The 22,749-nt window shown below is 72.0% G+C and carries 21 protein-coding genes; 11 read left to right on the top strand and 10 right to left on the bottom strand.

Annotated elements, in window-relative coordinates:
- Positions 1-144: 144 nt before the first annotated feature.
- Positions 145-1,299 carry an acyl-CoA dehydrogenase family protein gene (locus ACQP2Y_RS05660; protein ID WP_360555852.1) on the top strand — a complete coding sequence of 385 codons (1,155 nt, stop codon included), beginning with the start codon at positions 145-147 and terminating at the stop codon, positions 1,297-1,299.
- A gap of 34 nt (positions 1,300-1,333) precedes the next feature.
- Here ACQP2Y_RS05660 and ACQP2Y_RS05665 read toward each other — a convergent pair whose 3' ends face one another.
- Both ACQP2Y_RS05665 and ACQP2Y_RS05670 read right to left on the bottom strand, forming a co-directional pair.
- Positions 1,334-2,575 carry a Fic family protein gene (locus tag ACQP2Y_RS05665; protein WP_433725206.1) on the bottom strand — a complete coding sequence of 414 codons (1,242 nt, stop codon included), beginning with the start codon at positions 2,573-2,575 and terminating at the stop codon, positions 1,334-1,336.
- 67 nt (positions 2,576-2,642) lie between these two features.
- The gene (locus ACQP2Y_RS05670; protein WP_433725208.1) at positions 2,643-4,178 is read right to left on the bottom strand and encodes a hypothetical protein; all 1,536 of its coding nucleotides are present in this window, start codon (positions 4,176-4,178) and stop codon (positions 2,643-2,645) included.
- Positions 4,179-4,228: 50 nt separating this feature from the next.
- Between ACQP2Y_RS05670 and ACQP2Y_RS05675 the strand changes: the two genes are divergently transcribed.
- Together ACQP2Y_RS05675 and ACQP2Y_RS05680 are read left to right on the top strand one after the other, a co-directional pair.
- On the top strand, positions 4,229-4,744 hold the full coding sequence (locus ACQP2Y_RS05675) for an acyl-CoA thioesterase (protein ID WP_433725210.1): 516 nt from the start codon (positions 4,229-4,231) through the stop codon (positions 4,742-4,744).
- Positions 4,745-4,760: 16 nt separating this feature from the next.
- Positions 4,761-6,704: an acetoacetate--CoA ligase gene (locus tag ACQP2Y_RS05680; protein ID WP_433725212.1), complete on the top strand. Its 1,944-nt coding sequence runs from the start codon at positions 4,761-4,763 to the stop codon at positions 6,702-6,704.
- Here the strand turns inward: ACQP2Y_RS05680 and ACQP2Y_RS05685 are convergent.
- Positions 6,675-7,403 carry a TIGR03089 family protein gene (locus ACQP2Y_RS05685; RefSeq protein WP_433725214.1) on the bottom strand — a complete coding sequence of 243 codons (729 nt, stop codon included), beginning with the start codon at positions 7,401-7,403 and terminating at the stop codon, positions 6,675-6,677. The genes ACQP2Y_RS05680 and ACQP2Y_RS05685 overlap by 30 nt on opposite strands.
- Positions 7,404-7,575: 172 nt before the next feature.
- Between ACQP2Y_RS05685 and ACQP2Y_RS05690 the strand changes: the two genes are divergently transcribed.
- Both ACQP2Y_RS05690 and ACQP2Y_RS05695 read left to right on the top strand, forming a co-directional pair.
- On the top strand, positions 7,576-8,721 hold the full coding sequence (locus ACQP2Y_RS05690) for a glycosyltransferase family 4 protein (RefSeq protein ID WP_360555843.1): 1,146 nt from the start codon (positions 7,576-7,578) through the stop codon (positions 8,719-8,721).
- A 45-nt stretch (positions 8,722-8,766) separates the two neighbouring features.
- Positions 8,767-9,882 (top strand): mannose-1-phosphate guanylyltransferase, encoded by a 1,116-nt coding sequence (locus ACQP2Y_RS05695; RefSeq protein WP_433725217.1) that lies wholly within the window; start codon positions 8,767-8,769, stop codon positions 9,880-9,882.
- On the opposite strand, the gene ACQP2Y_RS05700 is transcribed toward ACQP2Y_RS05695, so the two are convergent.
- From ACQP2Y_RS05700 to cofD, 3 genes are all read right to left on the bottom strand, one after another.
- Positions 9,879-10,466: an NUDIX hydrolase gene (locus ACQP2Y_RS05700; protein WP_433725219.1), complete on the bottom strand. Its 588-nt coding sequence runs from the start codon at positions 10,464-10,466 to the stop codon at positions 9,879-9,881. The two genes, ACQP2Y_RS05695 and ACQP2Y_RS05700, sit on opposite strands and share 4 nt — an antisense overlap.
- 178 nt (positions 10,467-10,644) lie before the next feature.
- On the bottom strand, positions 10,645-11,676 hold the full coding sequence (locus tag ACQP2Y_RS05705) for a coenzyme F420-0:L-glutamate ligase (RefSeq protein WP_433725221.1): 1,032 nt from the start codon (positions 11,674-11,676) through the stop codon (positions 10,645-10,647).
- Positions 11,676-12,632 (bottom strand): 2-phospho-L-lactate transferase, encoded by a 957-nt coding sequence (cofD, locus tag ACQP2Y_RS05710; protein ID WP_433725223.1) that lies wholly within the window; start codon positions 12,630-12,632, stop codon positions 11,676-11,678. The genes ACQP2Y_RS05705 and cofD overlap by 1 nt, the downstream gene beginning before the upstream one ends.
- Positions 12,633-12,776: 144 nt before the next feature.
- Here cofD and ACQP2Y_RS05715 point away from each other — a divergent pair, with 144 nt between their 5' ends.
- From ACQP2Y_RS05715 to ACQP2Y_RS05730, 4 genes are all read left to right on the top strand, one after another.
- On the top strand, positions 12,777-13,808 hold the full coding sequence (locus tag ACQP2Y_RS05715; RefSeq protein ID WP_433725225.1) for a hypothetical protein: 1,032 nt from the start codon (positions 12,777-12,779) through the stop codon (positions 13,806-13,808).
- A gap of 64 nt (positions 13,809-13,872) precedes the next feature.
- Positions 13,873-14,757 carry a hypothetical protein gene (locus tag ACQP2Y_RS05720; RefSeq protein ID WP_433725227.1) on the top strand — a complete coding sequence of 295 codons (885 nt, stop codon included), beginning with the start codon at positions 13,873-13,875 and terminating at the stop codon, positions 14,755-14,757.
- 117 nt (positions 14,758-14,874) lie between these two features.
- Positions 14,875-17,388 (top strand): bifunctional FO biosynthesis protein CofGH, encoded by a 2,514-nt coding sequence (locus ACQP2Y_RS05725; RefSeq protein WP_433725229.1) that lies wholly within the window; start codon positions 14,875-14,877, stop codon positions 17,386-17,388.
- Between the two features lie 313 nt (positions 17,389-17,701).
- On the top strand, positions 17,702-17,959 hold the full coding sequence (locus ACQP2Y_RS05730; RefSeq protein WP_015619224.1) for a WhiB family transcriptional regulator: 258 nt from the start codon (positions 17,702-17,704) through the stop codon (positions 17,957-17,959).
- A gap of 32 nt (positions 17,960-17,991) precedes the next feature.
- Here ACQP2Y_RS05730 and ACQP2Y_RS05735 read toward each other — a convergent pair whose 3' ends face one another.
- Complete coding sequence (locus tag ACQP2Y_RS05735) at positions 17,992-18,477, bottom strand: metallopeptidase family protein (protein WP_433725232.1); 486 nt, start codon at positions 18,475-18,477, stop codon at positions 17,992-17,994.
- Between the two features lie 175 nt (positions 18,478-18,652).
- On the opposite strand from ACQP2Y_RS05735, the gene ACQP2Y_RS05740 reads away from it, so the two are divergent.
- Positions 18,653-19,018: a DUF3499 domain-containing protein gene (locus ACQP2Y_RS05740; RefSeq protein ID WP_023358955.1), complete on the top strand. Its 366-nt coding sequence runs from the start codon at positions 18,653-18,655 to the stop codon at positions 19,016-19,018.
- Here the strand turns inward: ACQP2Y_RS05740 and ACQP2Y_RS05745 are convergent.
- Positions 18,999-19,910 (bottom strand): polysaccharide deacetylase family protein, encoded by a 912-nt coding sequence (locus ACQP2Y_RS05745; RefSeq protein WP_433725234.1) that lies wholly within the window; start codon positions 19,908-19,910, stop codon positions 18,999-19,001. The two genes, ACQP2Y_RS05740 and ACQP2Y_RS05745, sit on opposite strands and share 20 nt — an antisense overlap.
- A gap of 167 nt (positions 19,911-20,077) precedes the next feature.
- Complete coding sequence (locus ACQP2Y_RS05750; protein ID WP_433725236.1) at positions 20,078-20,632, bottom strand: DUF3455 domain-containing protein; 555 nt, start codon at positions 20,630-20,632, stop codon at positions 20,078-20,080.
- 114 nt (positions 20,633-20,746) lie between these two features.
- Between ACQP2Y_RS05750 and ACQP2Y_RS05755 the strand changes: the two genes are divergently transcribed.
- Positions 20,747-21,265: a GNAT family N-acetyltransferase gene (locus ACQP2Y_RS05755; protein WP_433725238.1), complete on the top strand. Its 519-nt coding sequence runs from the start codon at positions 20,747-20,749 to the stop codon at positions 21,263-21,265.
- On the opposite strand, the gene ACQP2Y_RS05760 is transcribed toward ACQP2Y_RS05755, so the two are convergent.
- Positions 21,262-22,698 (bottom strand): aldehyde dehydrogenase family protein, encoded by a 1,437-nt coding sequence (locus ACQP2Y_RS05760; protein ID WP_433725240.1) that lies wholly within the window; start codon positions 22,696-22,698, stop codon positions 21,262-21,264. The genes ACQP2Y_RS05755 and ACQP2Y_RS05760 overlap by 4 nt on opposite strands.
- Positions 22,699-22,749 lie beyond the last annotated feature (51 nt).

Consider the following 22,749-nt stretch of genomic DNA (forward strand, 5'->3'; position numbering starts at 1 on the left):
CGCAGGAGGGGGACCCGCGCCGAAACGTGGCATTCACCTTCTCATGGCACCGCTACCACGATCAGCGCGCCGTCCGGAAGGATAGTGCGCATACCCTACGCGTCGGTAACATAGGCCGGAGCCGCAGAGGAGAGGGCCACAACCATGCCTGATTTCGACGTATACCAGCTGCCGGAGGACCACGAGACCATCCGCGCGGCCGTCCGCGAGGTCTGCGACGCCCGGGTGGCGCCCAACGCGGCCGAGGCGGACGAGAGCGGCGAGTTCCCGAAGGCCTCGTACGAAGCGCTGCGGTCGTCGGACTTCCACGCCCCGCACATCCCGGTCGAATACGGCGGTGCCGGCGCGGACGCCCTGGCCACCGCTATCGTGATCGAGGAGGTCGCCCGGGCCTGCGCCAGCTCGTCGCTGATCCCGGCGGTCAACAAGCTCGGCACGATGCCGCTGATCCTGGCCGGCTCGGCGGCGCTGAAGGAGCGCTACCTGACCCCGGTCGCGGCGGGCGAGGCCATGTTCTCGTACTGCCTGTCGGAGCCGGAAGCAGGCAGCGACGCGGCCTCCATGTCGACCCGCGCGGTCCGCGACGGCGACTACTGGGTCCTCAACGGCGTGAAGCGCTGGATCACCAACGCCGGCGTCTCGGAGTACTACACGGTCTTCGCGGTCACCGACGCGAGCGCCCGCTCCCGCGGCATCTCGGCGTTCGTGGTGGAGAAGTCCGACGAGGGCGTCAGCTTCGGCGCCCCGGAAAAGAAACTCGGCATCAAGGGCAGCCCGACCCGCGAGGTCTACTTCGACAACGTGCGGATCCCGCTGGACCGGATGATCGGCGACGAGGGCACCGGCTTCGCGACGGCGATGAAAACCCTGGACCACACCCGCGTGACAATCGCGGCCCAGGCGGTGGGCATCGCGCAGGGCGCGCTGGACTTCGCCAAGGGGTACGTGAAGGAGCGCAAGCAGTTCGGCAAGGCGGTCGCCGACTTCCAGGGCATCCAGTTCATGCTGGCCGACATGGGCATGAAGCTGGAGGCGGCGCGCCAGCTCACGTACGTGGCGGCGGGCAAGAGCGAGCGCGGCGACGCGGACCTGACGTACTTCGGCGCGGCGGCGAAATGCTTCGCCTCGGACGCGGCGATGGAGATCACGACGGACGCGGTCCAGCTGCTCGGCGGGTACGGCTACACGCGCGACTACCCGGTGGAACGCATGATGCGAGACGCCAAGATCACCCAGATCTACGAGGGCACGAACCAGGTCCAGCGCATCGTGATGGCCCGTCAGCTCCTCAAGGACTGACCGGCGTCCGTCAGGTGCGCCGCGCCCGAGCCGATCAGGGAGCGGTGCGCCTGATGGTGGACGTGTAGTTGTCGAGCACATCCAGGATGCCTGTGTGCTGCCAGACCCGGTTCCGGCGCAGGCCGGTGCGCTCCACCAGGACCTGCCGATCGGCCAGCAGCTCCAGGGTGCGCTGTGCGGTGACGTCGTTCATCGCCAGCTCTGACGTCAGATATCTGGCGTTGACGATGGGCTGCCCCACCAGCCGGGGCAGTACGCGCCAGGCCGCCGCGTGGGGTCGGATGCCGGCGAGCTTGTCGCGGGCCTCGGTCAGCTGCGCCGCCAGGTCATCGACCAGGGTGCGGCCCGAGGCGGCAGCGAAGCGAGATGCGTCGGCGAAGCGGTGCACGATCGGCCCGGCGTCACCGGCTCGGAACGCGTTGAGAGCGTCGAAGTAAGTGCTGGTGTCGGTCAGCAGGCCGGCTGAGATCGGCACGGTGACGTGTTCGACGAGGCCCTTGCTCCGGAGCATGGCCTGCGCGAGAGCACGCCCGGTGCGGCCGTTGCCGTCGACGAACGGGTGGATCGTCTCGAACTGCGCGTGCGCGACCGCCACCTGGACCAGCACCGGCAGGTCGTCACGTTCGGCGAAGTCGACGATGTCCTGGACCGCGGTCGGCACCCGGTCATGGTGGGGAGCGACGAAATCGGCACCGATCGGCCCGGCGTTGTCCGGTCCGATCCAGACGATCTCCTCCCGGAACCGTCCGGCGTGCCGCTCGAAGCCGGGCTGATGCGCCATCAGTTCGCGGTGCATCGTCAGGATCGCCGACACTTCGATGTGGTCGGAGAGCCGCAGGGCGGCTTCCATGGCGCGGACGTTGCCGATGACGGTCTGGGCGTTCGCTTTGTCGCTCTGGCCGATCTCGGCGAGTGCCAGCTGGCGGGCGCTGGTCGTCAGGTTCTCGATCTGGGAGCTGGACGAGCTCTCCGTGCGAAGCAGGATCGCTGACATCGGCCCGAGGGCTGGGCTCTCGGCGCCGAGGATCTGTAGAGCGTGCAGGTCGAAGTCGACGAGCGCGCGGGCACCGTCCTCGACGTCCGCGGCGACAGGCGCCGGTAGGTCCGGTTGCCAATCAGCCAGCGGAGTGGGGACGATCGACTGGTAGGTCCCGCGCTGACGGCGCATTTCGGCTCGGGAGTAGTACCCGCGCTCGTCAGGTGTCCAGGTCTGGTCGTCGAACGTGGCGGCCGGGACCGGAACGGACTGTTGCGTGGCGGGCTCTTGAGTGACCACGCCTGCACCTTACTTACATTTCTTGGAAGAAGTGTAAGTAAGGGCTCGGCGAAGTATCGCTTCTGAGCTACAGGCGGTGGGTCGCGTCCTCCTCGGTTGGTGGGCGCTGGGTCGGCAGCTTCAGGGGCCGGGTGTCGTCCGCGGCCTCGTCGGCCGGGCGTTCCAGGCTGGTCACCGTCGTGGCCGGGCGGTCCGCGTTGGCCCGGGTGGTTGCCTCGCCGGGCTGCTTGGCCACCGCCGTCAGCCGCGTCGTCGGGTCCTCGCCCGGATCCGGACGCTCAGCCGCCACGATCGACGTGTTGTCGCGGGTCTGCTCGCCGGCGGAGGCAACCGGCGTCGCTACGGTGACGGGCTCCGCCGGGGCCGGGAAGCTCAGCAGCTGGGTGCGGTCGCCGGGCGGCTCCACCGTGCCGGACCGGATCACCTGCGTCCGTTCGCCGCGGTCGGTCGTGTCCGGTGCCGGGCCGTTCGCCTTGGGCAGGGTCAGCAGCTGGGTCTTCTCGTCCCCGTTGTCGCTGGCCGGCAACGTGAGCAGGGTCGTCTTGTCCTCCGCGGCCTCGCCGGCGGTGACGTTGCGAGTGGTCTCCTCCCCAGCGCTCGGCGACTCCTGCGCCGAAATGTCGCTCGTCGGATCCTCCGGCCCGGAAATGGTCGCGGTGGCATCCTCACTGGCCGCGACGTCCGCAGTAGCGTCCTCTCCGGCCGTGACGTCCGCAGTGGCGTCATCCCCAGCTGAGACGTCCGCAGTAGCTTCCTCACGACCCGACGTCACGGTCTCCGTCGGCTCGTCACCAGCTCGCGTCACGGCTTCGGTCGGCTCTCCGGCCGCCGGCGTAACGACCTGGGTCGGCTCTTCCCGAACAGGCTGCGGACCGAGCCGCATAACCGTCGTCTTCTCATCCCCATCAGCCGCCGGGGAGGCGGCCGCCAGAGGCCCGGCCGCCGGAGACCCAGCCGCCTGAGACCCGGAAACGGCCACCCCGGATCCGCCCGGCAAAGTCACGGTCGGCTGAGCCACAGTCGTCTGCCCATTGCCGATCACCTGCGTAGCGTCAGCCGACTGCCCCCCGAAGCCCGGCACAAACTCCGCCCCCACCCGCTGCTGCGGAATCACCGCCGTCCGCTCCGAAGCAATCGGCGTCCCCGCCACCGCCGCCGCCCCACGCGCCCGACCGATCGTCCCCACGAACAGAATCTCCGGCGGCTCGAACCCGCGCCACCGCCGCGCACTCAACGCGGTCCCCAGCAGCGGCACCGCCAGCAGCACCGCCAAGCCGTAACCCGGCGTGCTCAGGTTGAAGCCGTCCGAGGCCACATTCTCCGGCCACACCCCGGCATACGACGCCGGGGCGATCCGGGCCCAGGCGCCTACGCCGAGGAAGGCCAGGCCGGCCAGGAGCGGTCCGAGCGGGGAGATCGGGGAGAAGAGCAGGATCGCGTACGCCGTCCCGGCCAGCACGAGCAGCAGCACGCCCGACAGTGATTCGATGCCGCCGTTGTCGCGGGCCCGGCCGGTCAGGTCCTGGTCGAAGCCGACACCGCAGAGGATCCAGACCGCGGGGGCGAGGACGAGGGCATACAGGATGGATCTCAGATGGCGCACGTCCGGACCGTACCGGTCAGCGGCAACGGTGCGGAAGTAACGTGTCGGCCATGAGTGAGCATCCCGCGGGCCGGCCGACCTCGCACTCGCGGGTCACCCTCAGCCGGATCATGAACGCCACCGACGTCAACCTGTACGGGACGGTGCACGGTGGCGTGCTGATGAAGTTCGTCGACGACGTGGCCGGTGCGGCTGCCGCGCGGCACAGCGGCGGTACGGCCGTCACCGCCGCCATCGACGAGATCATCTTCGTGGAGCCGGTGCGGGTCGGTGATCTTGTCCACGCGTACGCGCAGGTGAACTGGACCGGGAGCACCTCGATGGAGGTCGGCGTGAAGCTGACCGGGGAGCGCTGGGACACCGCCGGCGGGGAGCCGCTCACCGTGGCCACCGCGTACCTGGTCTTTGTCGGCGTCGACGTCTCGGGGCATCCCCGGGCCGTGCCCCCGGTGCTGCCGGAGTCGCCGGAGGACGAGCGCCGCTTCCGGGAGGCGATCATCCGCCGCGAGCACCGGCTGGCCCGCCGCAAGGCGATCCAGGACGCCCGATCCGCACCGGCTGAATGATAGTTAAGGTGAGCGCATGACGACGGGCACAGTGCTGTGGACCCCGCCGGCGGACGTCCTGGAGACGTCCCGGATGGGCCGGTTCCTGACCTGGCTGCGCGCCGAGCGGGGCGTGGTCGCGGCCGACTACGCCGAGCTGTGGCAGTGGTCGGTCACCGATCTCGCCGGCTTCTGGCGGGCGGTCTGGGACTACTTCGACGTCATCCCGCACACCGAGCCGACCGCGACGCTGCCCGACGCGACCATGCCGGGCGCGCGCTGGTTCCCCGGCGCCACGCTGAACTATGCCGAGCACGTGCTGCGGATGCCGGGGCTGGCCGATGACGATCCGGTCGTCCTCGCGTACTCGCAAACCCGGGAGCCCGTCACGCTCACCGCCCGGCAGCTGCGCGACCAGGTCCGGCGGGTCGCGGCCGGGCTGCGCCGGCTCGGCGTCGGCCCGGGCGACCGGGTCGCGGCCTACGCGCCGAACATCCCGGAGACGTACGTCCTGATGCTCGCGACCGCCAGTCTCGGCGCGGTCTTCTCCTCGTGCGCGCCGGAGTTCGGCTCGCGCAGCGTCATCGACCGGTGGACCCAGATCGAGCCCAAGGTGCTGGTCGCCGTCGACGGCTACCGCTACGGCGACAAGCCGGTGGACCGCCGCGCCGAGGTCGCCGAGATCCGCGCCGCGCTGCCCAGCGTCGAGCACTTCATCGGCATCGGCTACCTGCACGGCGGCGGCGACTGGGCCGAGCTGGACGGCGACGACCCGCTGACCTTCGCCGCGGTCCCGTTCGACCACCCGCTCTACGTCCTCTACTCCTCCGGCACCACCGGCCTGCCCAAGCCGATCGTGCACGGCCACGGCGGCATCCTGCTCGAGCACCTCAAGATGCTGGCCCTGCACCACGACCTCGGCCCCGGCGACCGGTTCTTCTGGTTCACCACCACCGGCTGGATGATGTGGAACTTCCTCGTCTCCGGCCCGGCCGTGGGCGCGGCGATCGTGCTGTTCGACGGCAACCCGGGCCACCCCGACCTGGGCGCGCTGTGGCGGCTCGCCGCCGAGCAGGGCATCACCTACTTCGGTACGTCCGCACCGTTCCTGATGGCGTGCCGCAAGGCCGGCGTCGTCCCGCCGCCGACCGCGATCCGGGGGGTGGGTTCGACCGGTGCACCGCTGCCGGCCGAGGGATTCCACTGGGTGTACGAGGCGCTGGGCGACCGGCCGCAGCTGCAGTCGCTGTCCGGGGGCACCGACGTGTGCACCGGCTTCGTCGGCGGCACCCCGCTGCTGCCGGTGATCGAGGGCGTCATCTCCTGCCGGGCGCTCGGCGCGCGGGTGGAGGCGTACGACGCCGACGGCAAGCCGGTGCTCGGGCAGCTCGGTGAGCTGGTGGTGACCGCGCCGATGCCGAGCATGCCGGTGGGTTTCTGGAACGACCCGGACGGCCGGCGCTACTTCGAGGCGTACTTCGACGTCTACCCGGGCGTGTGGCGCCACGGCGACTGGATCACCATCGCCGAGGACGGCACCTGCGTGATCACCGGCCGGTCCGACGCGACGCTGAACCGCGGCGGGGTGCGGCTGGGCACCGCCGAGTTCTACACGGTGGTGGAGAACGTGCCCGGCATCGTGGACTCGGTCGTCGTGCACCTCGACGCCGACGGTCAGGACGAGCTGCTGCTCTTCGTGGTGCTGACCGAGGGCCTGGAGCTGGGCGACGAGCTGCGCGGCCGGATCCGCGGCGAGCTGCGAGCGGCGCTCTCGCCCCGGCACGTCCCCGACGAGATCCATCAGGTACGCGCGGTGCCGCGCACGCTGTCGGCGAAGAAGCTGGAGGTCCCGGTGAAACGCATCCTCACCGGCACCCCGGCCGACCGGGCCGCCGCCACGGGCGCCCTGGTCAACCCGGAGTCGCTGACCGCCTTCGAGCGGCTGGCGGCCTCACGTCAGCAGGAGCGTGACCTTCTCTGACTGCGCCCGGGCCTCGACCTTGGCCGGGTCCAGGTTGCCGCACAGCACGATGCTGGCCCCGGCGATGAGCGGCGCCAGCAGCCAGTCGGCCGGGTCGGGGTAGGCGCGGGCGTCGACCAGGACCCGGTCGCCGGGCTTGATGCCCAGCTCGGCGGCGCGCTCGGTGGCGGTGCGGCAGACCGAGAGGTGGCTCTCCTCGACCGGGCCGGCCAGCGCGCGGTCGTTCTCGCCGACCGGGGCCGACGCGACGAACCGGTCGCCGAAGCCGCGGACCTCGACGGTGTAGTCGATGAAGCCGGGCGGGACCTGGCGCAGCGGGGCGGCCAGCGGGAGCAGGCCGGTCGCGTACCGGTCGCCGGTGGACCAGGCCGCCGCGATCTCCACATGCTCCGGTGTGGTGAAGAGCACCTCCACCGGCTGCGGATCCGGGCCCAGGTCGGCGGCGAGCCCGGCCGCCCACCCGCCGAGCAGCACCGCGGCCGTCTGCCAGTGCGGCGGCAGCAGCACGGCCACCGAGTCGCCCGAGCCCAGGCCGACGCCGTCCACCAGCAGGTTGGCCGTCTTGGCGACCCAGTTGTCCATCGTCGCGCCGGACAGCTCGGTGCGGTCCCCGCTCGCGTCGTCGTACCAGGTCAGCAGGGGAGTGGTGGGGTCGCGGCGCACGGCCGCCGCGAGGGCCGCCGGAATCGTGTCAATCATCGGTGCTGACGATAGTCCGTTGACTGTGGGTGACCATTTGATCTCGGCTCGGCGCGGCTGTGCGACAGACACGCGAACGTCGGAAGTCCGGCGGTGTCGCGGTCGACACGAGACCCATCGAGCGGCGTACCCTTGCCAGTGGTCTGGCCCACAGCCCCCGAGGAGTTGCCACGTGACCGCCGGTCGTCCGCCCCGAGTCCTCGTCGACGCCACCAGCGTCCCCGCCGACCGGGGTGGTGTCGGCAGATACGTCGACGGCCTCCTGGGTGCCCTCGCCACCATCGGCCCGGAGCGGGTCGACCTGGCCGTCGTCGCCCAGCGTTCGGATGCGGAGCGTTACTCCCGGATGCTCACCGGCGCCGAGGTCATCGCCGGCCCGTCCGCGGTCGCGCACCGCCCGGCCCGGCTGGCCTGGGAGCAGACCGGTCTGCCGCTGCTGGCCCAGCAGGTCGGGGCCAAGGTGCTGCACTCGCCCTTCTACACGTGTCCCCTGCGGGCCGGTTGCCCGGTCACGGTGACTGTGCACGACGCGACGTTCTTCACCGAACCGGAGCATTACGACAACACCAAGCGGACGTTCTTCCGCAGCGCCATCAAGACCTCGCTGCGCCGGGCCGCCCGGGTGATCGTGCCCAGCAAGGCAACCCGCGACGAGCTGATCCGCCTGCTCGACGCCGACCCCACGCACATCGACGTGGCCTACCACGGCGTCGACCACACCGCGTTCCACGCGCCGACCGAGGAGGAGAAGGCGAGGGTCCGCGCCCGCCTCGGCCTCACGGACGCCGGCTATGTCGCTTTCCTCGGCGCCAAGGAGCCCCGCAAGAACGTGCCCAACCTGATCCGCGGCTGGGCCCGCGCGGTCGCCGACTGGCCGCACCCGCCGGCGCTGGTCATCGCCGGTGGCCAGGGCCACGACGACGACATCGACCGGGCGGTGGCCGAGGTGCCGTCGCACCTGCGCCTGCTGCGCCCCGGTTATCTCCGGTACGCGGACCTGCCGGGCTTCCTCGGCGGCGCGCTGGTGGCCTGCTACCCGTCCTTCGGCGAGGGTTTCGGTCTGCCCATCCTCGAGGCGATGGCCTGTGCCACGCCGGTGCTCACCACGCCGCGGCTGTCCCTGCCGGAGGTCGGTGGCGACGCGGTGGCGTACACGACGGAGGACCCGGACCGCATCGCCGAGGACCTCGCCGACCTGCTGCACGACGAGCCCCGCCGGCTCACCCTGGCCAAGGCGGGCTTCGACCGGGCCAAGGAATTCAACTGGTCGACCAGCGCCGAAGTGCACGTCGCGACCTGGAACAGGGTGGCGGCGTGACACTTGGCGCCCAACGGTAACCTGCGCTCGTTACACTCCGTGCGCATGAGTGAGAACCAGGGCGCCCTGTACGCCGTCATTCCCGCAGGTGGCAGTGGTACTCGTCTATGGCCGCTCTCGCGGGCCGGTCACCCCAAGTTCCTGCACCCGCTGACCGGTACGGACGCCTCGCTGCTGCAGGCGACCGTCGAGCGGCTGGCCCCGCTGGCCGCACCCGACAAGGTGCTGGTGGTGACCGGCGTCGCGCACGCGGCCGAGGTGTCCCGGCAGCTCGTCGCGGTCCCGGTCGAGAACATCATCGTCGAGCCGTCCCCACGCGACTCCTGCGCCGCCATCGCCCTCGCCGCAGCGGTGATCGCCCGCCGCGAGCCGGAGGCCCTGATGGGCTCGTTCGCCGCCGACCACCTCATCGCGGACGGCCCCCGCTTCATCGAGGTGATCGAGCAGGCGATGGCCGGAGCCCGGCAGGGGCTGCTGATGACCCTCGGCATCACCCCGACACGCCCGGAGACCGGCTACGGCTACGTGCAGTGCGGCGGCCCGGTCGGCGAGGGTTCGGTGCTGGCGGTCGAGGAGTTCAAGGAGAAGCCCTCGTACGACGTGGCCGAGAGCTACGTGAAGTCCGGCAACTACCTGTGGAACGCGGGCATGTTCGTCTGGCGGGTCGACGTCTTCCTGGCCGAGCTGGCCCGTCAGCAGCCGCAGCTGCACGCCGGCATCGCCCGAATCGCCCAGGCCTGGGACTCGCCGTCCCGCGAGGAGGTCCTGGGCGAGGCCTGGCAGACCCTGCCCCGCATCTCGGTGGACTATGCGGTGATGGAAGGCGCGGCCGCGGTCGGCCGGGTCGGCACGGTCCCGGGCGACTTCGGCTGGAACGACGTCGGCGACTTCCACACCCTCGGCGAGGTCCTGGCGGCGGACAGCGCGGGCAACGTGGTCGTCGGCCAGGACCCGTCGGGCAAGCAGTCGGTGCTGCTACGCGAGACCGAGAACCTGGTCGTGGTCCCGAACTCCGGCCGGCTGGTGGCCGCGCTGGGCGTCCGCGACCTGATCATCGTGGACACTCCGGACGCGGTCCTGGTCTGCCCGCGCGACCGCGCCCAGGAAGTGAAGTCCTTGGTCGACGACCTGCGCAACAAGGGCGAGCTGCACTACATCTAGCTCTCCGGCAGCCGGGCGAAGGCCGGTGCCAGCTGCTGGACGACACCATCGGCCAGCGGGCTGGGCAGCTCGTCGGCCATGAACCAGGCCAGGTCGGCCGACTCGTCGCTGATCTGCTCGACCGCGCCCGGCGGGCAGACGGCGACGAAGCGCACGTCGTGGTGATGGGTCGGCCCGGCCGGCTCGCCGGTGGCCGGCGCGCAGGTCACCGGGTGGATGTCGACGTCGATCGGGTCCGGGTCCAGCCGCAGCCCGGCGATGCCGGACTCCTCGGTCGCCTCCCGCAGCGCGGCCTGCGCCAGCGTGCCGTCGGTGGCCTCGCAGTGGCCGCCGACCTGCATCCACATGCCGAGGCGCCCGTGCAGGCAGAGCAGCACGCGGCGCTGCTCGTCGACGATGAGCACGCTGGCGGTGACGTGCCCCGGCCGGTGCTCGCGGGTCATCGCGACCGGGCCGGCGGTGAGCAGCTCCAGGGTGCGCTTGCGCGCGAGGTCGGCCGCCTCGGAGGTAGCGTCCCAGCGGCCGAGCGTCTCGACGGCGTTGTCGAACAGGGTCAAGGCATCATCCTTCGTAGGGTCGGGCAATCGGCCTTCGTGCGACCGGCTCGCCGAGCCGGCGAGGACGCCAAGCCTGCCGCGCAGGCGAGGACGCCAAGCCTGCCGCGCCCGGCAAGGACGCCAGCCCGGCGCGCCGGCGAGGACGCCCGCCGGGCGGTCGGGACGAGGATGCCAGCCCGGCGGTCGGGGCGCGGGGGCAGGCTGGTCACGCTCGGGAGACTGTGAGAATCGCGGTGGTGGCGTCGTAGGTGACGGTCGAGGACAGGGCTTCCGCGGACAGGGCGGCCCGCAGGCGGTGGACGTCGGCGCCGAAGCGCATCAGGCCGGCCGCCGTCACGTCCGGGGGAGCACAGCGCAGCACGCCCGCCGACGTCGTCTCCACGGCTGTGCCCTCGGCGAGCGATTCCGCCACAGTGGTCAGCGCGCGGCTGATCGCCGCGTCGTCAGCTGCCCGCGGGGCCTCGGCAGCCGGGGAGTCCGGGAGGGTCGCCGCGGCGCGCAGGCCGGCTGCCTGGGCTTCCGCCGTACCCAAGGAGAACATGTCGCTGGCCGCGTCGCGCAGCAGAGCGACCGCGCCGGCACCCTCGTCCGCCCCCGCTCCGGGGTAGCCGCGCACCACCGCGACCGGCACCTGGTCGCACTTGCCCTTGACCAGCTCGCCCGCCCCGGCCAGCTCGTCGATCACGGCCATCTGCGTGAGCTGCAGCTCATTGCCGTACGGGTCGATCTCGCCGCGGTGGTCGCGGAACGGCTCGATGCCGGCCGCACCCAGCGCGACGTCCGTCAGGCCGTTGCGCCAGGCCCGGCCCATCGTGTCCGACACGATCACGCCGACCCGCAGGCCGCGTTCGAACAGCGCGTCGCGCAGCGCGCGGGCCGAGGCGTCCGGATCCGCCGGCAGCAGCACCAGGTGGGTCTTGTCGACGTTGGACGCGTCGATGCCAGCCGCCGCCATCACGAAGCCGTGGTGGGTCTGCACGATCGCCGTCGGCCCGCGACGCGCGACCACCCGGCGGGTCTCGGCCATCAGGGCCCGCTCCCGGGCCTCCTCGCGCTCCGGGCCGTCGGCCGGGACCTCGACCAGCCGGCCCTCCGCCTTGGACACGATCTTGCTGGTCACCACCAGGACGTCACCGTCGCGCAGCCAGGGCGCGTTGGTGGTGATCAGCGCGGCCAGGTCGTCGCCGGCCGTCACGTCGCCGATGCCGCGCACCGGCAGCACCTCGAGACCGTCCATCAGGCGACCCCCGCCAGCTCCAGGGCCGCGGCGACCATCGTCGCCGTCTTGTCCTCGTCGGTCATCCACAACGGCACCGCCCGGGTCGTCACGCCCGGGATCGTCGTGCCCTCATCGGTCGTGTCGACCAGCCAGCCGTCGAGCAGGCCGTTGTCGGTGCGGCCGGCATACAGCCCGCCGACCCCGGCCGCGCTCACCTCGACGCCGAGCGTCGCCAGGCAGCGGTCGGCCATGCCGCGCACCGGCGCGCCGCCGATGATCGGCGAAACCCCGACGACCGGCGCCGGGCCGTCCAGCACGGCCTCCTTGAGCAGCGGTACGGCGAGAATGGGCGCGATGCTGACCACCGGGTTGCTGGGCGCCACCAGCACCACGTCCGCGTTGCCGATCGCCTCCAGCACACCGGCCGCCGGTTTCGCCGCCTCCGCGCCCACGAAGACAAAGCGGTGCGTCGGCACGTCACCGCGGTAGCGCACCCACCACTCCTGGAAGTGGATGGCCTTGCGCTCACCCTCGACCTCCACGACCACGTGGGTCTCCAGCCGGTCGTCGGTGGCCGGGAGCATGCTGATGCCCGGCTGCCAGCGCTCGCACAGGGCCGCTGTCACGGCCGACAGGGGATAGCCCGCGTTCAGCATCGTCGTGCGTACGAGATGGGTGGCCGTGTCCTTGTCACCCAGGCCGAACCAGGTCGGCTCGGCGGCATATTTGGCCAGCTCCTCCTTGACCACCCAGGTCTCGCCGACGCGGCCCCAGCCGCGCTCGGGATCGGCCGCGCCGCCCAGCGTGTACATCACGCTGTCCAGGTCGGGACAGATCTGCAGGCCGTGCATGCGCACGTCGTCACCGACGTTCACCACCGCCGTGACATCGGCACCGATCTTCCGCGCGTGGGCGCGCACACCCACCAGGAACCGGGCGCCGCCGATCCCCCCGGTCAGGACCACGATCCGCATCCGACCATCCTTGCGCACCCCGGCCGGATATGCGGCCCACGGGGCGCGGGTGTGATGTGCGTATCGGGTCTAGGCTGAGCCGGCTTGTCTCCATCCCCGTCTGTCTCGTCCCCGTGTCCCTCTTCCCGTGTCAGGAGTTCAGCTGTGACCAGCACACCGCCGCCGCAGCCCGCACAGCCCCCGGGGCGCCCGGTTGCCCAGGTGATCCGGCCGCTGCGTGACCTCACCGCGTACGCCCTGGTGGCGGCGCCCGCCATCTGGCTGTTCGTCGCGGTGATCCGGCTGATCCCGTCCGGGGTGGGCCAGGACTTCCTCACCCGGGTGCAGAACAGCTTCTACAGCTTCGTCAACATCGAACTGATCGCCCTGCCCCTGGCGGCGGTGCTGCTGGCGACCCTGGTCCAGCCGGTGCACAAGCACGCCAAACTGATCACGATCGCCGCGCTGGTGGAGTACGCGGTGGCGGCGTTCTTCGCGATCATCTTCGGCTTCCTGATCGCCCTGGTGAAGATCGCCGGCTGGAGCGTCCGGGTGGCGTTCGAAGAGTTCCTGGTCCGAGCGGCCTGGCTGGCAGTCTTCGCCGCGGCGGCGTACGCGGTGTTCCTGATCTGGCGGAACCTGTTCTACACCCCGAAGCCGAAGGCCCAGCCCGGGATGTACGGCCAGCCGCAGCAGTGGCAGCAGCAGCCGTACGGGCAGCCTGGTTACCCGCAGCAGCCCGGTCAGGCTGGTTTTCCGCCGCCGGGCCAGCCCGGTTACGCCCAGCCTGGCCCGCAGCAGCCTGGCCCTCAGCAGCCTGGCCCTCAGCAGCCCGGCCCTCAGCAGCCCGGCCAGTGGGGTCAGCCGCCGGCCGGGCAGGGGTGGGGAGCGCCGACCTCGGCTCCGCCCGCTTCGGCTCCGCCCGCCTCCGCGCCGCCGGCGTCCGCGCCACCCACTTCGGCTCCGCCGGCGTCGGCTGAGCCTGCGCCGGGCACGCCGCCCGGACCGTTCGCCCCGGCGCCGGGCCACCCGCAGGCCCCGGGCGCCTACAGCCAGCAGGCGTACCCGCCGCCGACCTACGGCCAGCCTCAGCAGCCGGGTGGCTACGCGGACCCGACGCAGGCGCTCCCGCACCACAACCCGGACGATGCTGACCGCACCCGCGTCGTGGGCGAGGAACCCCCGCCCCGCCAGTGACCGAACCCGACCCGCCGACGGCGCCCCACCCGGGGCGCCGTCGCTGTTCCCATGGAGACCGAGCGTGAAAGCGCACGAAACCGACGACGCGGGATCGCGCCGCCCGGCCGAACAAGCACCGTGCCCTCAGCCGCCCGTGCCCAGGCAGCGAAGTGGCGAGCCCGCAGCGCAGCACGGTGGCGGCGGGGAGGCTGCCGCTCATGAGACCGCGGTGCTCGGGGCGCAGAGTCGTGACCGTGTGACGGCCCGCGCTCGCGAGGCCGCGGCACAGAGCCGCGACGAGGCGAACGCTGCCGCTCGTGACGCCGCCGTGCTTGCGGCGCAGAGTCGTGACAGCGCCGAGGCGGCCAGCCGGGAGGCCGCGTCCCTCGCGTCGCAGCGTCGCAGCCACCTGGAAGCCGTCGCCCGCGAGGCCGCGCTCCTCGCGGGACAGCGTCGTGACCGTGCGGAAGCCACCGCCCGCGAAGCCGCAGTTCTCGCCGGCCGGCGCCTGGACCGCGCAGAGGCCGCCGCCCGCGAGGCCGTGATCCACGCAGCGCAGCGCCTGGATCGCGCGGAAGCCGCCGCCCGCGAAACAGCGACACTCGCAGCGCAGCGCCTTGATCGCGTGGAAGCCGCCGCCCGCGAAACAGCGACACTCGCAGCCCAGCGCCTGAACGAAGCCGAAGCCGCCGCCCGCCGAACCACTGCGCTGGCCGCCCAACGTTTCGCCGCCGCCGAGGCTGCCGCCCGCTTGACCGCGGCCCAAGCAGCCCAACGACTAGACGCCGAGGAAGCAGCCCAGCGGCAAGGCGTCCTCCGCAAACGCGACCGCGAGGCCCAACTGATCCGCGAGTCAGCCCTACGGGCAGCGCAACGACAGGTAGCCGTCGACGCCGCCCTCTTGCAGGCCGCGGTCCGCGCACAGCACCAGGACGACACCCTCCCGGCCGCCGCCGAGCCGGCGTGAGCAAAGGCAGACCGAGCCGGGAGAGCAGAGGCATCGGCCGCCAGGCGTGTTCCAGACCACTGCCACCGGCAGGTCGCCTCGGCCGCAGTTGCTCTCGATCCGGCCTAGGCTGCACAGGTGGCAGACGTGACTGAGGCCAGCATCCGTCGTGCGCTCAAGCGGGCGACCGATGGTAAAGCGATCGATGCCGGTGAGGCGACGGCTCTGCTTGCCGCCGACGGGCCGCTGTTCGACGAGCTGCTCGCGGTGGCCGGCGGTGTCCGCGACGCCGGGTTGCGGGAGGCGGGCCGCCCTGGCGTGGTCACGTACTCGAAGAAGGTTTTCATCCCGCTGACCCGGTTGTGCCGCGACCGCTGCCATTACTGCACCTTCGCGACGGTGCCGCACCGGCTGCCCGCGGCGTTCCTGGAGCGGGACGAGGTGCTCGCGATCGCCCGGGAGGGCGCCGCGCAGGGCTGCAAGGAGGCCCTCTTCACGCTCGGCGACCGGCCCGAGGAGCGGTGGCCGGCGGCCCGGCAGTGGCTCGACGAGCGCGGCTACGACTCGACCCTGGATTACGTGCGGGCCTGCGCGATCGCCGTGCTCGAGGAGACCGGGCTGCTGCCCCATCTCAATCCGGGCGTCATGAGCTGGGCCGACCTGCAGCGGCTCAAGCCGGTCGCGCCGAGCATGGGCATGATGCTGGAGACGACCGCCACCCGGCTCTGGTCCGAGCCCGGCGGCCCGCACTTCGGCTCGCCCGACAAGGAGCCCGCCGTCCGGCTGCGGGTGCTCGATGACGCCGGCCGGGTCGGTGTCCCGTTCACCACCGGCATCCTGATCGGCATCGGCGAGACGCCGGCCGAGCGGATCGACGCCATCTTCGCGATGCGTCGCAGTGCCCGGGAGTACGGCCACATCCAGGAAGTCATCATCCAGAATTTCCGCGCCAAGCCGGACACGGCGATGCGTGGCATGCCCGACGCGGAGTTGCGGGAGCTCGCCGCGACGGTGGCGGTCGCCCGGATCATCATGGGTCCCCGCGCCCGCCTCCAGGCCCCGCCCAATCTCATCGCCGGCGAATACTCCCTGCTGCTGCGGGCGGGCATCGACGACTGGGGTGGCGTCTCCCCGGTGACGCCCGACCACGTCAATCCCGAGCGCCCGTGGCCGCAGATCGAGGCGTTGCGCGAGCAGTCCCGCGCGGCCGGCTTCGAGCTGCGTGAGCGCCTAACCATCTACCCCGAGTACGTCCGCCGCGGCGAGAGCTGGCTCGACCCGCGGCTGGCGGCGCACGTGGCCGCGCTGGCCGACCCGGCGACCGGGCTGGCCCGCGAGGAGGCCATGCCGGCCGGGCTGCCCTGGCAGGAGCCGGACGACGCGTACGCGAGCGGCCGCACCGACCTCTTCGCCACCATCGACACCGAGGGCCGCACCGGTGACCGCCGCGGCGACTTCGACAGCGTGTACGGCGACTGGGACGAGGTGGCCGCGCACATCTCCGCCGAGGCCGTCGCCGCCGGTGCCGGCAAGGTCGTGCCGCGCATCGAGTCCGACGTGCTGGCCGGCCTCAAGCTCGCCGCCGAGGATCCGGCCGCGTTGCTGGACCCGGCGCACGAGGTCGAGGCCATGGCGCTGTTCAACGCGGACGGTTCCGCCCTGGACGAGCTCGCCCGCCTCGCCGACGACCTGCGCAAGGAGGTCAACGGCGAGGACGTCACGTACGTGGTCAACCGCAACATCAACTTCTCCAACGTGTGTTACGTCGGCTGCCGGTTCTGCGCGTTCGCGCAGCGCGAGCAGGACGCCGACGCCTACCGGCTGTCCGTGGAGCAGGTCGCCGACCGGGCCGAGGAGGCGTGGCGGGACGGTGCCACCGAGGTCTGCATGCAGGGCGGCATCGACCCCAAGATGCCGATCACCGCGTACGCCGACCTGGCGCGGGCCGTGAAGCGCCGGGTGCCCGGGATGCACGTGCACGCGTTCTCGCCGATGGAGATCGTCACCGGCGCGGCCAAGGCCGGGGTGTCGGTGCGGGAGTGGCTGACCGAGCTGCACGAGGCCGGGCTCGACACGATCCCGGGCACCGCCGCCGAGATCCTCGACGACGACGTGCGCTGGGTGCTGACCAAGGGCAAGCTGCCCGCCTCGGCCTGGATCGACGTGGTGACCACCGCGCACCAGGTGGGCATCCGGTCCAGCTCGACGATGATGTACGGCCACGTCGACCACCCCCGCCAGTGGCTGGGCCACTTCCGGGTGCTGGCCGGCATCCAGGACGTGACCGGCGGTTTCACCGAGTTCGTGGGCCTGCCGTTCATCCACACCAACGCCCCGATCTACCTGGCCGGCATCGCCCGTCCCGGCCCGACCTGGCGGGAGAACAGGGTGGTCCACGCGATGGCCCGCATCCTGCTGCACGGCCGGATCGACAACATCCAGTGCTCGTGGGTGAAGCTCGGTGACGAGGGCACGATCGCGATGCTCAACGGCGGCTGCAACGACCTCGGCGGCACCCTGATGGAGGAGACGATCTCCCGGATGGCCGGGTCGGAGCACGGCTCGGCCCGTACGGTCGCGCAGTTGAAAGAGCTGGCAGCGGCCGCCGGCCGCCCATCGGCCGAGCGCACCACGGTCTACGGCCGCCGCTAGATCACCCTCCCGGACACCCCTAGTCAACAGGTCACAAAATGGGGTAATTTGGACTCGACGCGCCGACCTCGCGTTACCTTCCGGTGGCCCGGACAGATAGGGCTGGAACGGGACCGCGAGGCCGCCATGGCGCCTCGGGGAAACGGGCCTATTTATCAGGTTCGGCTTGACGACGCACGTCTTACACGCGTGTAATTTCGGTGGGGTTGTGGGAAAGGCGCGTCGCGAACCGCGTATTTCCCGCAAGAAACACGCCGCGTGCGTGGGGGGTCAGCGCAGGCATCGCTGCCGGCGCGGAAAAGGAGGCACGCCGATGGAAGCGCAGGTTGAAGGGGTGGACCTGCTCGGGGACGCGCCCGAGTGGCAGGAGCGGGCCCTGTGCTCGCAGACCGATCCAGAGGCTTTCTTCCCGGAGAAGGGCGGTTCGACGCGCGAGGCGAAGCGGATCTGCGGCCGGTGCGACGTCAAGGCGGAATGCTTGGAGTACGCGCTCGGTCACGATGAGCGTTTCGGTATCTGGGGCGGGCTCAGCGAGCGCGAACGTCGCAAGCTCAAGCGGCGCGTGGCCTGACGCGATCTTCCTGCAGACGCCGGGGGGCCGTCTCAGGAAAGTTCGTCGGGATCCACACCCAGCAGGTTGGCGACCTGCTCGATGATCACGTCATGCACGAGGTCGGCGAGGTCCTCGCGGTCCATCGCCCGGAACTCCAGCGGCCGCCGGTAGAGCACGATCCGCGGCGGCAGCTCCTGGCGTCCGGGCCGGCCCGGCAGCAGGCGGGCCAGGGGGACCTCGCCGTCCTCGAGCACGTCGGAGTCGTAGACGTTCAGCTCCGGGGGCACGTCCTCGACGGCGAACTCGACGCCGGCGAGCTCCTTGGCGTAGCGCCGTTCGAGGCCCTCGACCGTGTCCAGGACGAGGTCGTCGAAGATCTCCGCCTTGGTCCGGGCGAGCGGCACGGTCGCCGGCACGAGCCGGCCGCGCAGGCCACGCCCGTGACGATCGCGGCGGGTGGGCCGGCCGGGCCCGGCGGTGCGGGCCGACCGGCCGGGATCGGCGCCGGAGCGGCGGCGGTCGGGGCTGGTAGTCACGTCGTCAGCCTAGCCCGCACGGGCCGTCTCCCGTGGTCAGGCTGTGTCCACCGCGTTTCGTTGCCGGGAATTCGTCCCATTGGGACGGCGTGTCGGTGCGCCATGTCGAAATCGTGATGCATGGTGGGTCGGCGTGTCGCGGCTACCGGCCGCCGCGGGGAGATAACGTGCCGCCGTGAGGTCACCACGGCGCTGCTCCCGGAACGGCTGTCCCCGACAGGCGGTCGCCACTCTGACCTACGTCTACAGCGACTCGACCGCGGTGGTCGGCCCGCTGGCGGCGTTCGCCGAGCCGCACACGTACGACCTGTGTGAGCCGCACGCCCGCAGCCTGACCGCCCCGCGCGGGTGGGAGCTGGTGCGCCACGACGGTGATTTCGCCCCGCCGCCGCCCACCACCGACGACCTGGTCGCGCTGGCCGACGCCGTCCGTGAGGCCGCCCGCCCGGCGCCGCCGCCGCGCCCGGAGGAGCACGACAATCTGCCGGGGCACCAGACCGGCCGCCGCGGCCACCTGCGGGTCATCCCGCCCTCGCACTGAGGCCCTGGCTGGGCAGCGCCACCAGCCGGTAGCGCTTCTGCAACCACGGGATCAGTTCCCGGTACGCCGAGATCGTGGTCGGCTGCCCGTAATCGTGGGACAGCACGATCGCGCCCTTGCCGACGTGCTTCTTCACCGCGTGCACAACCTTGGTCCGGTGCGCCGCGTCCGACTCGCCGCCCGGGTGTTCCCAGTCGCGCGGGTCCACCTGCCAGTAGATCGACGTCATGCCCAGCTCGGCGGCGGCGGCCACGAAGGCCGGCGTGAAGTTCCCGCCCGGCGCCCGCATGTAGCTGATCCGGGCTCCGGGCACGGCCCGCCGGATGGCGTCGTTGGTGCGCTGCAGGTCCGCCCGGATCACCGCGGGCTTCTTCTTACCGAGCGTCAGGCTGTGCCGCCAGGTGTGGTTGCACAGGGTGTGGCCCTCGGCGGCGATCCGCCGGACCAGCCCGGGGTACGCCGCGACGTTCTGCCCGACGACGCAGAAGGTGGCCTTGACCCGCTTCTGCTTGAGCAGGTCCAGCATCCGCGGCGTCTGCACGGGGTCGGGCCCGTCGTCGAAGGTCAGCGCCACCGCGGCGCCGCCGGTGCGCATCAGGCTGCCGGCGGGCCCGCCGGCGTGGGCCGGGACGCGCTTCGCCGGCTTCTTGCGCGCAGGGGCCGGGCCCTTCACGGGGACGGCGGCGGGCTTCGCCGGGGCGGGCTCGTGCCGGGCCGGCCTGGTCGGAGCCGGCGCCGGGGCCTCGGCGGTGGACCGCGACGGCGCCGGGGCGGCCGAGGTGGCCGGGGCGGCGCTGACCCAGCGCGGGTCGCTCTCGGCGGCCACGGCCGTGCCGCAGCCGGCCAGGACGCTCAGCGCGAGGCCGAGCAGCAACACCTTGGGGGTACGCATCGCAGAAAACTCCGTCCGTCAGTCACCAACGAGGACGGAGGAAATATGGTCCCGTACGCCGCCGCGAAGTTCGATCCCCCGCAGGGCTGGCACTCATCGGGGAGAAGATCCCGTCCGGCCGGCGGCGTTGGGGCAACGCCCCCGGACGGATCAGTCGGATCAGCGGGTCACGCGCTCCAGAACACGTACAGGGCGCCGTAGGGGACCGCCTTGGTCGTGCCGTCGGTGCAGGCGCCGGCCGGGGCCACGCCGCCGGAGGTGTAGAGCCGCTGGATGTGGGTGGCTTTGGCCAGCAGGCCGTTCTCCGGCCCACTGTGGCTGTTGATCTTGAGTAGCAGCTCGGCGATCGTGCCGGCGCGCGGCCGCTCCCCCTTCTTCTCCGCCGTCACCAGGGAACCGTCGCGCTCGGACTGCCAGCTCGGGCCCTTGAAGTGGTGCAGCAGGCCACCGGGGCCGGCCAGCTTGGCCTCGGGCACGGAACCTCCGGTGAAGACGCCGCCGGTGCAGGTGTACGTCTGGGTGCCCCTGACGACCCGGTAGCTGCCGAGCCGGACCGCGCCCGCCGGCGGATCGATGACCGACGGCGACGCGACCGGCCGCGGCCGGGAGCCCGGGGTGAGCTCGGCGGCGGACGCGTTGTAGCTGATCGCGCCGACGCCCACCAGCACGGTGGCGGCGGCGGCCATGGTCAGGGCACGGACGCGGGTTCGGGTACGGGGCATGGCAGTGATCTCCTCCGATAGGTATGTCGCACCCCAGTACGGGCACCACGCGACTACGGATGGCCGGTTGCCCGAAAGACACCTGTCATTGCCCGGATGGACGATCCTGTGTGGATGACAGACCTCGACCTGCGCCCGGTGACCGAAGCGGACCTGCCGATGTTGCGGCGTTTCGCTGTCGAGCCCGGCCTGATCGGCAACGACTGGTTCGGCTTCCGTGACCCGCGGGCCCAGGACCGCCGCTTCGCCCAGGACGGCTATCTCGGCACCGACAACGGCCGGCTCATCGTCGCCACCGAGGGGCAGGCGGCGGGCTTCGTCACCTGGTCCGAGGGCCGGTACGGCGGCTCGGCGAGCTATTGGGAGATCGGCATCGTGCTGCTCCCGCAGTGGCGCGGCCGCGGCCTCGGCTGGCGCGCTCAGGCCATGCTCTGCGACTACCTCTTTCTGCACACCCCGGCCCAGCGCATCCAGGCGGGCACCCAGCCGGAGAACATCGCCGAGCAGAAGTCGCTGGTCAAGGCCGGCTTCCGGCTCGAGGGCACGGTCCGGTCGGCGGAGTTCCGGGCGGGCCAGTGGCGCGACGGACTGCTCTACAGCCGGCTGCGCACCGACCCGCCGGTGGTCGTCTAGAGGTCGATGCCGGTCAGCACCATGACGCGCGGCTCGGTGTAGTCGTCCATCGCGCTGGCCACACCCTCCCGGCCCACGCCGCTGCCCTTCACCCCGCCGTACGGCATCTGGTCGGCCCGGTACGACGGCACGTCGCCCACGATCACGCCGCCGACCTTCAGGTCACGGTGCGCGGCGAACGCCGTCTGGATGCTGTGGGTGAAGATGCCCGCCTGGAGCCCGTACGCCGAGTCGTTGATCGCCGCGAAGCCGGCGGCGTCGTCGCTCACCTCGGCCACCACCAGCACCGGCCCGAAGATCTCCTCGGTGACCACCTTGGCGTCGGCCGGGACGCCGGTCAGCACCGTCGGCGGGTACGTCGCACCGTCGCGCTTGCCGCCCACCGCCACGGTCGCGCCCGCGGCCACCGCCTCGTCGACCCATTCCTCGACGCGTTTCGCCGCGTCCTCGCTGATCATCGGGCCGACCTCGACCTCCGGGTCCTGCGGGTCGCCGGTGCGCAGCGCGTTCACCGCGTCGAGCAGCTGCGGCAGGAAGCCGGTGAGGCTCGCGTGCACGTAGACCCGCTGGACCGCGATGCAGCTCTGACCCGCCTGGTAGGTGCCGAACGTCGCGACCCGCTGCGCCGCCCAGCTCAGGTCGGCGTCGCTGCTGTAGTCGCCGCAGAGCAGGACCGCCGCGTTGCCGCCCAGCTCGAGCGTCACGTGCTTGTCGGGCGCGGACCGGCGGATCTGCGCGCCGACCGGGCCCGAGCCGGTGAACGACACGATCGGCAGGCGCGGGTCGGCGACCAGCGCGGCGGCGCGGTCGTTCGAGACCGGCAGCACCGAGAACATGCCGGCCGGCAGGTCGGTCTCGGCCAGCAGCTCGCCGAGCAGCAGCGCGGTCAGCGGGGTGGCCGGCGCGGGCTTGAGCACGATCGGCGCGCCGACCGCGATCGCCGGGGCGATCTTGTGGGCGACCAGGTTGAGCGGGAAGTTGAACGGCGAGATGCCCAGCACCGGCCCGCGCGGCACGCGCTTGACCAGGGCGAGCCGGCCGGTGCCGCCGGCGTCGGTGTCGAGGCGCTGCAGGTCGCCCGCGAACCGGCGGGCCTCCTCGGCCGCCCACCGGAAGACCGACACGGCCCGGTCGGCCTCCAACCGGGCCCATTTCAGCGGCTTGCCGTTCTCGGCGGTGATCAGCGCGGCGACCTCCTCGCGGCGTTCGGCGAGGCGGCGCGAGACGTGATCGAGGGCGGTCGCGCGCACGTGCGCGGGCAGGGCCGCGGCCCGGTCGGCGACCTCGGCCGCTGCCGCGACTGCGGCTTCGACCTGCGCCGCGGTGGCCCAGGTGGTACGCCCGACCGGCCGCCCGTCGTACGGGTGGGTCACCGTGACTTCGTCGTCACCGTGCGCTGTTTCGCCCGCGACATAGAACGCTGTGCTGTCCACCCGGCCAGCCTATGTCGGCGCCCGCCGGTATGGTCGGCGCTCGGCCCGGGA

The organism is Actinoplanes sp. CA-051413 (assembly GCF_050955795.1).
Taxonomy (GTDB): domain Bacteria; phylum Actinomycetota; class Actinomycetes; order Mycobacteriales; family Micromonosporaceae; genus Actinoplanes.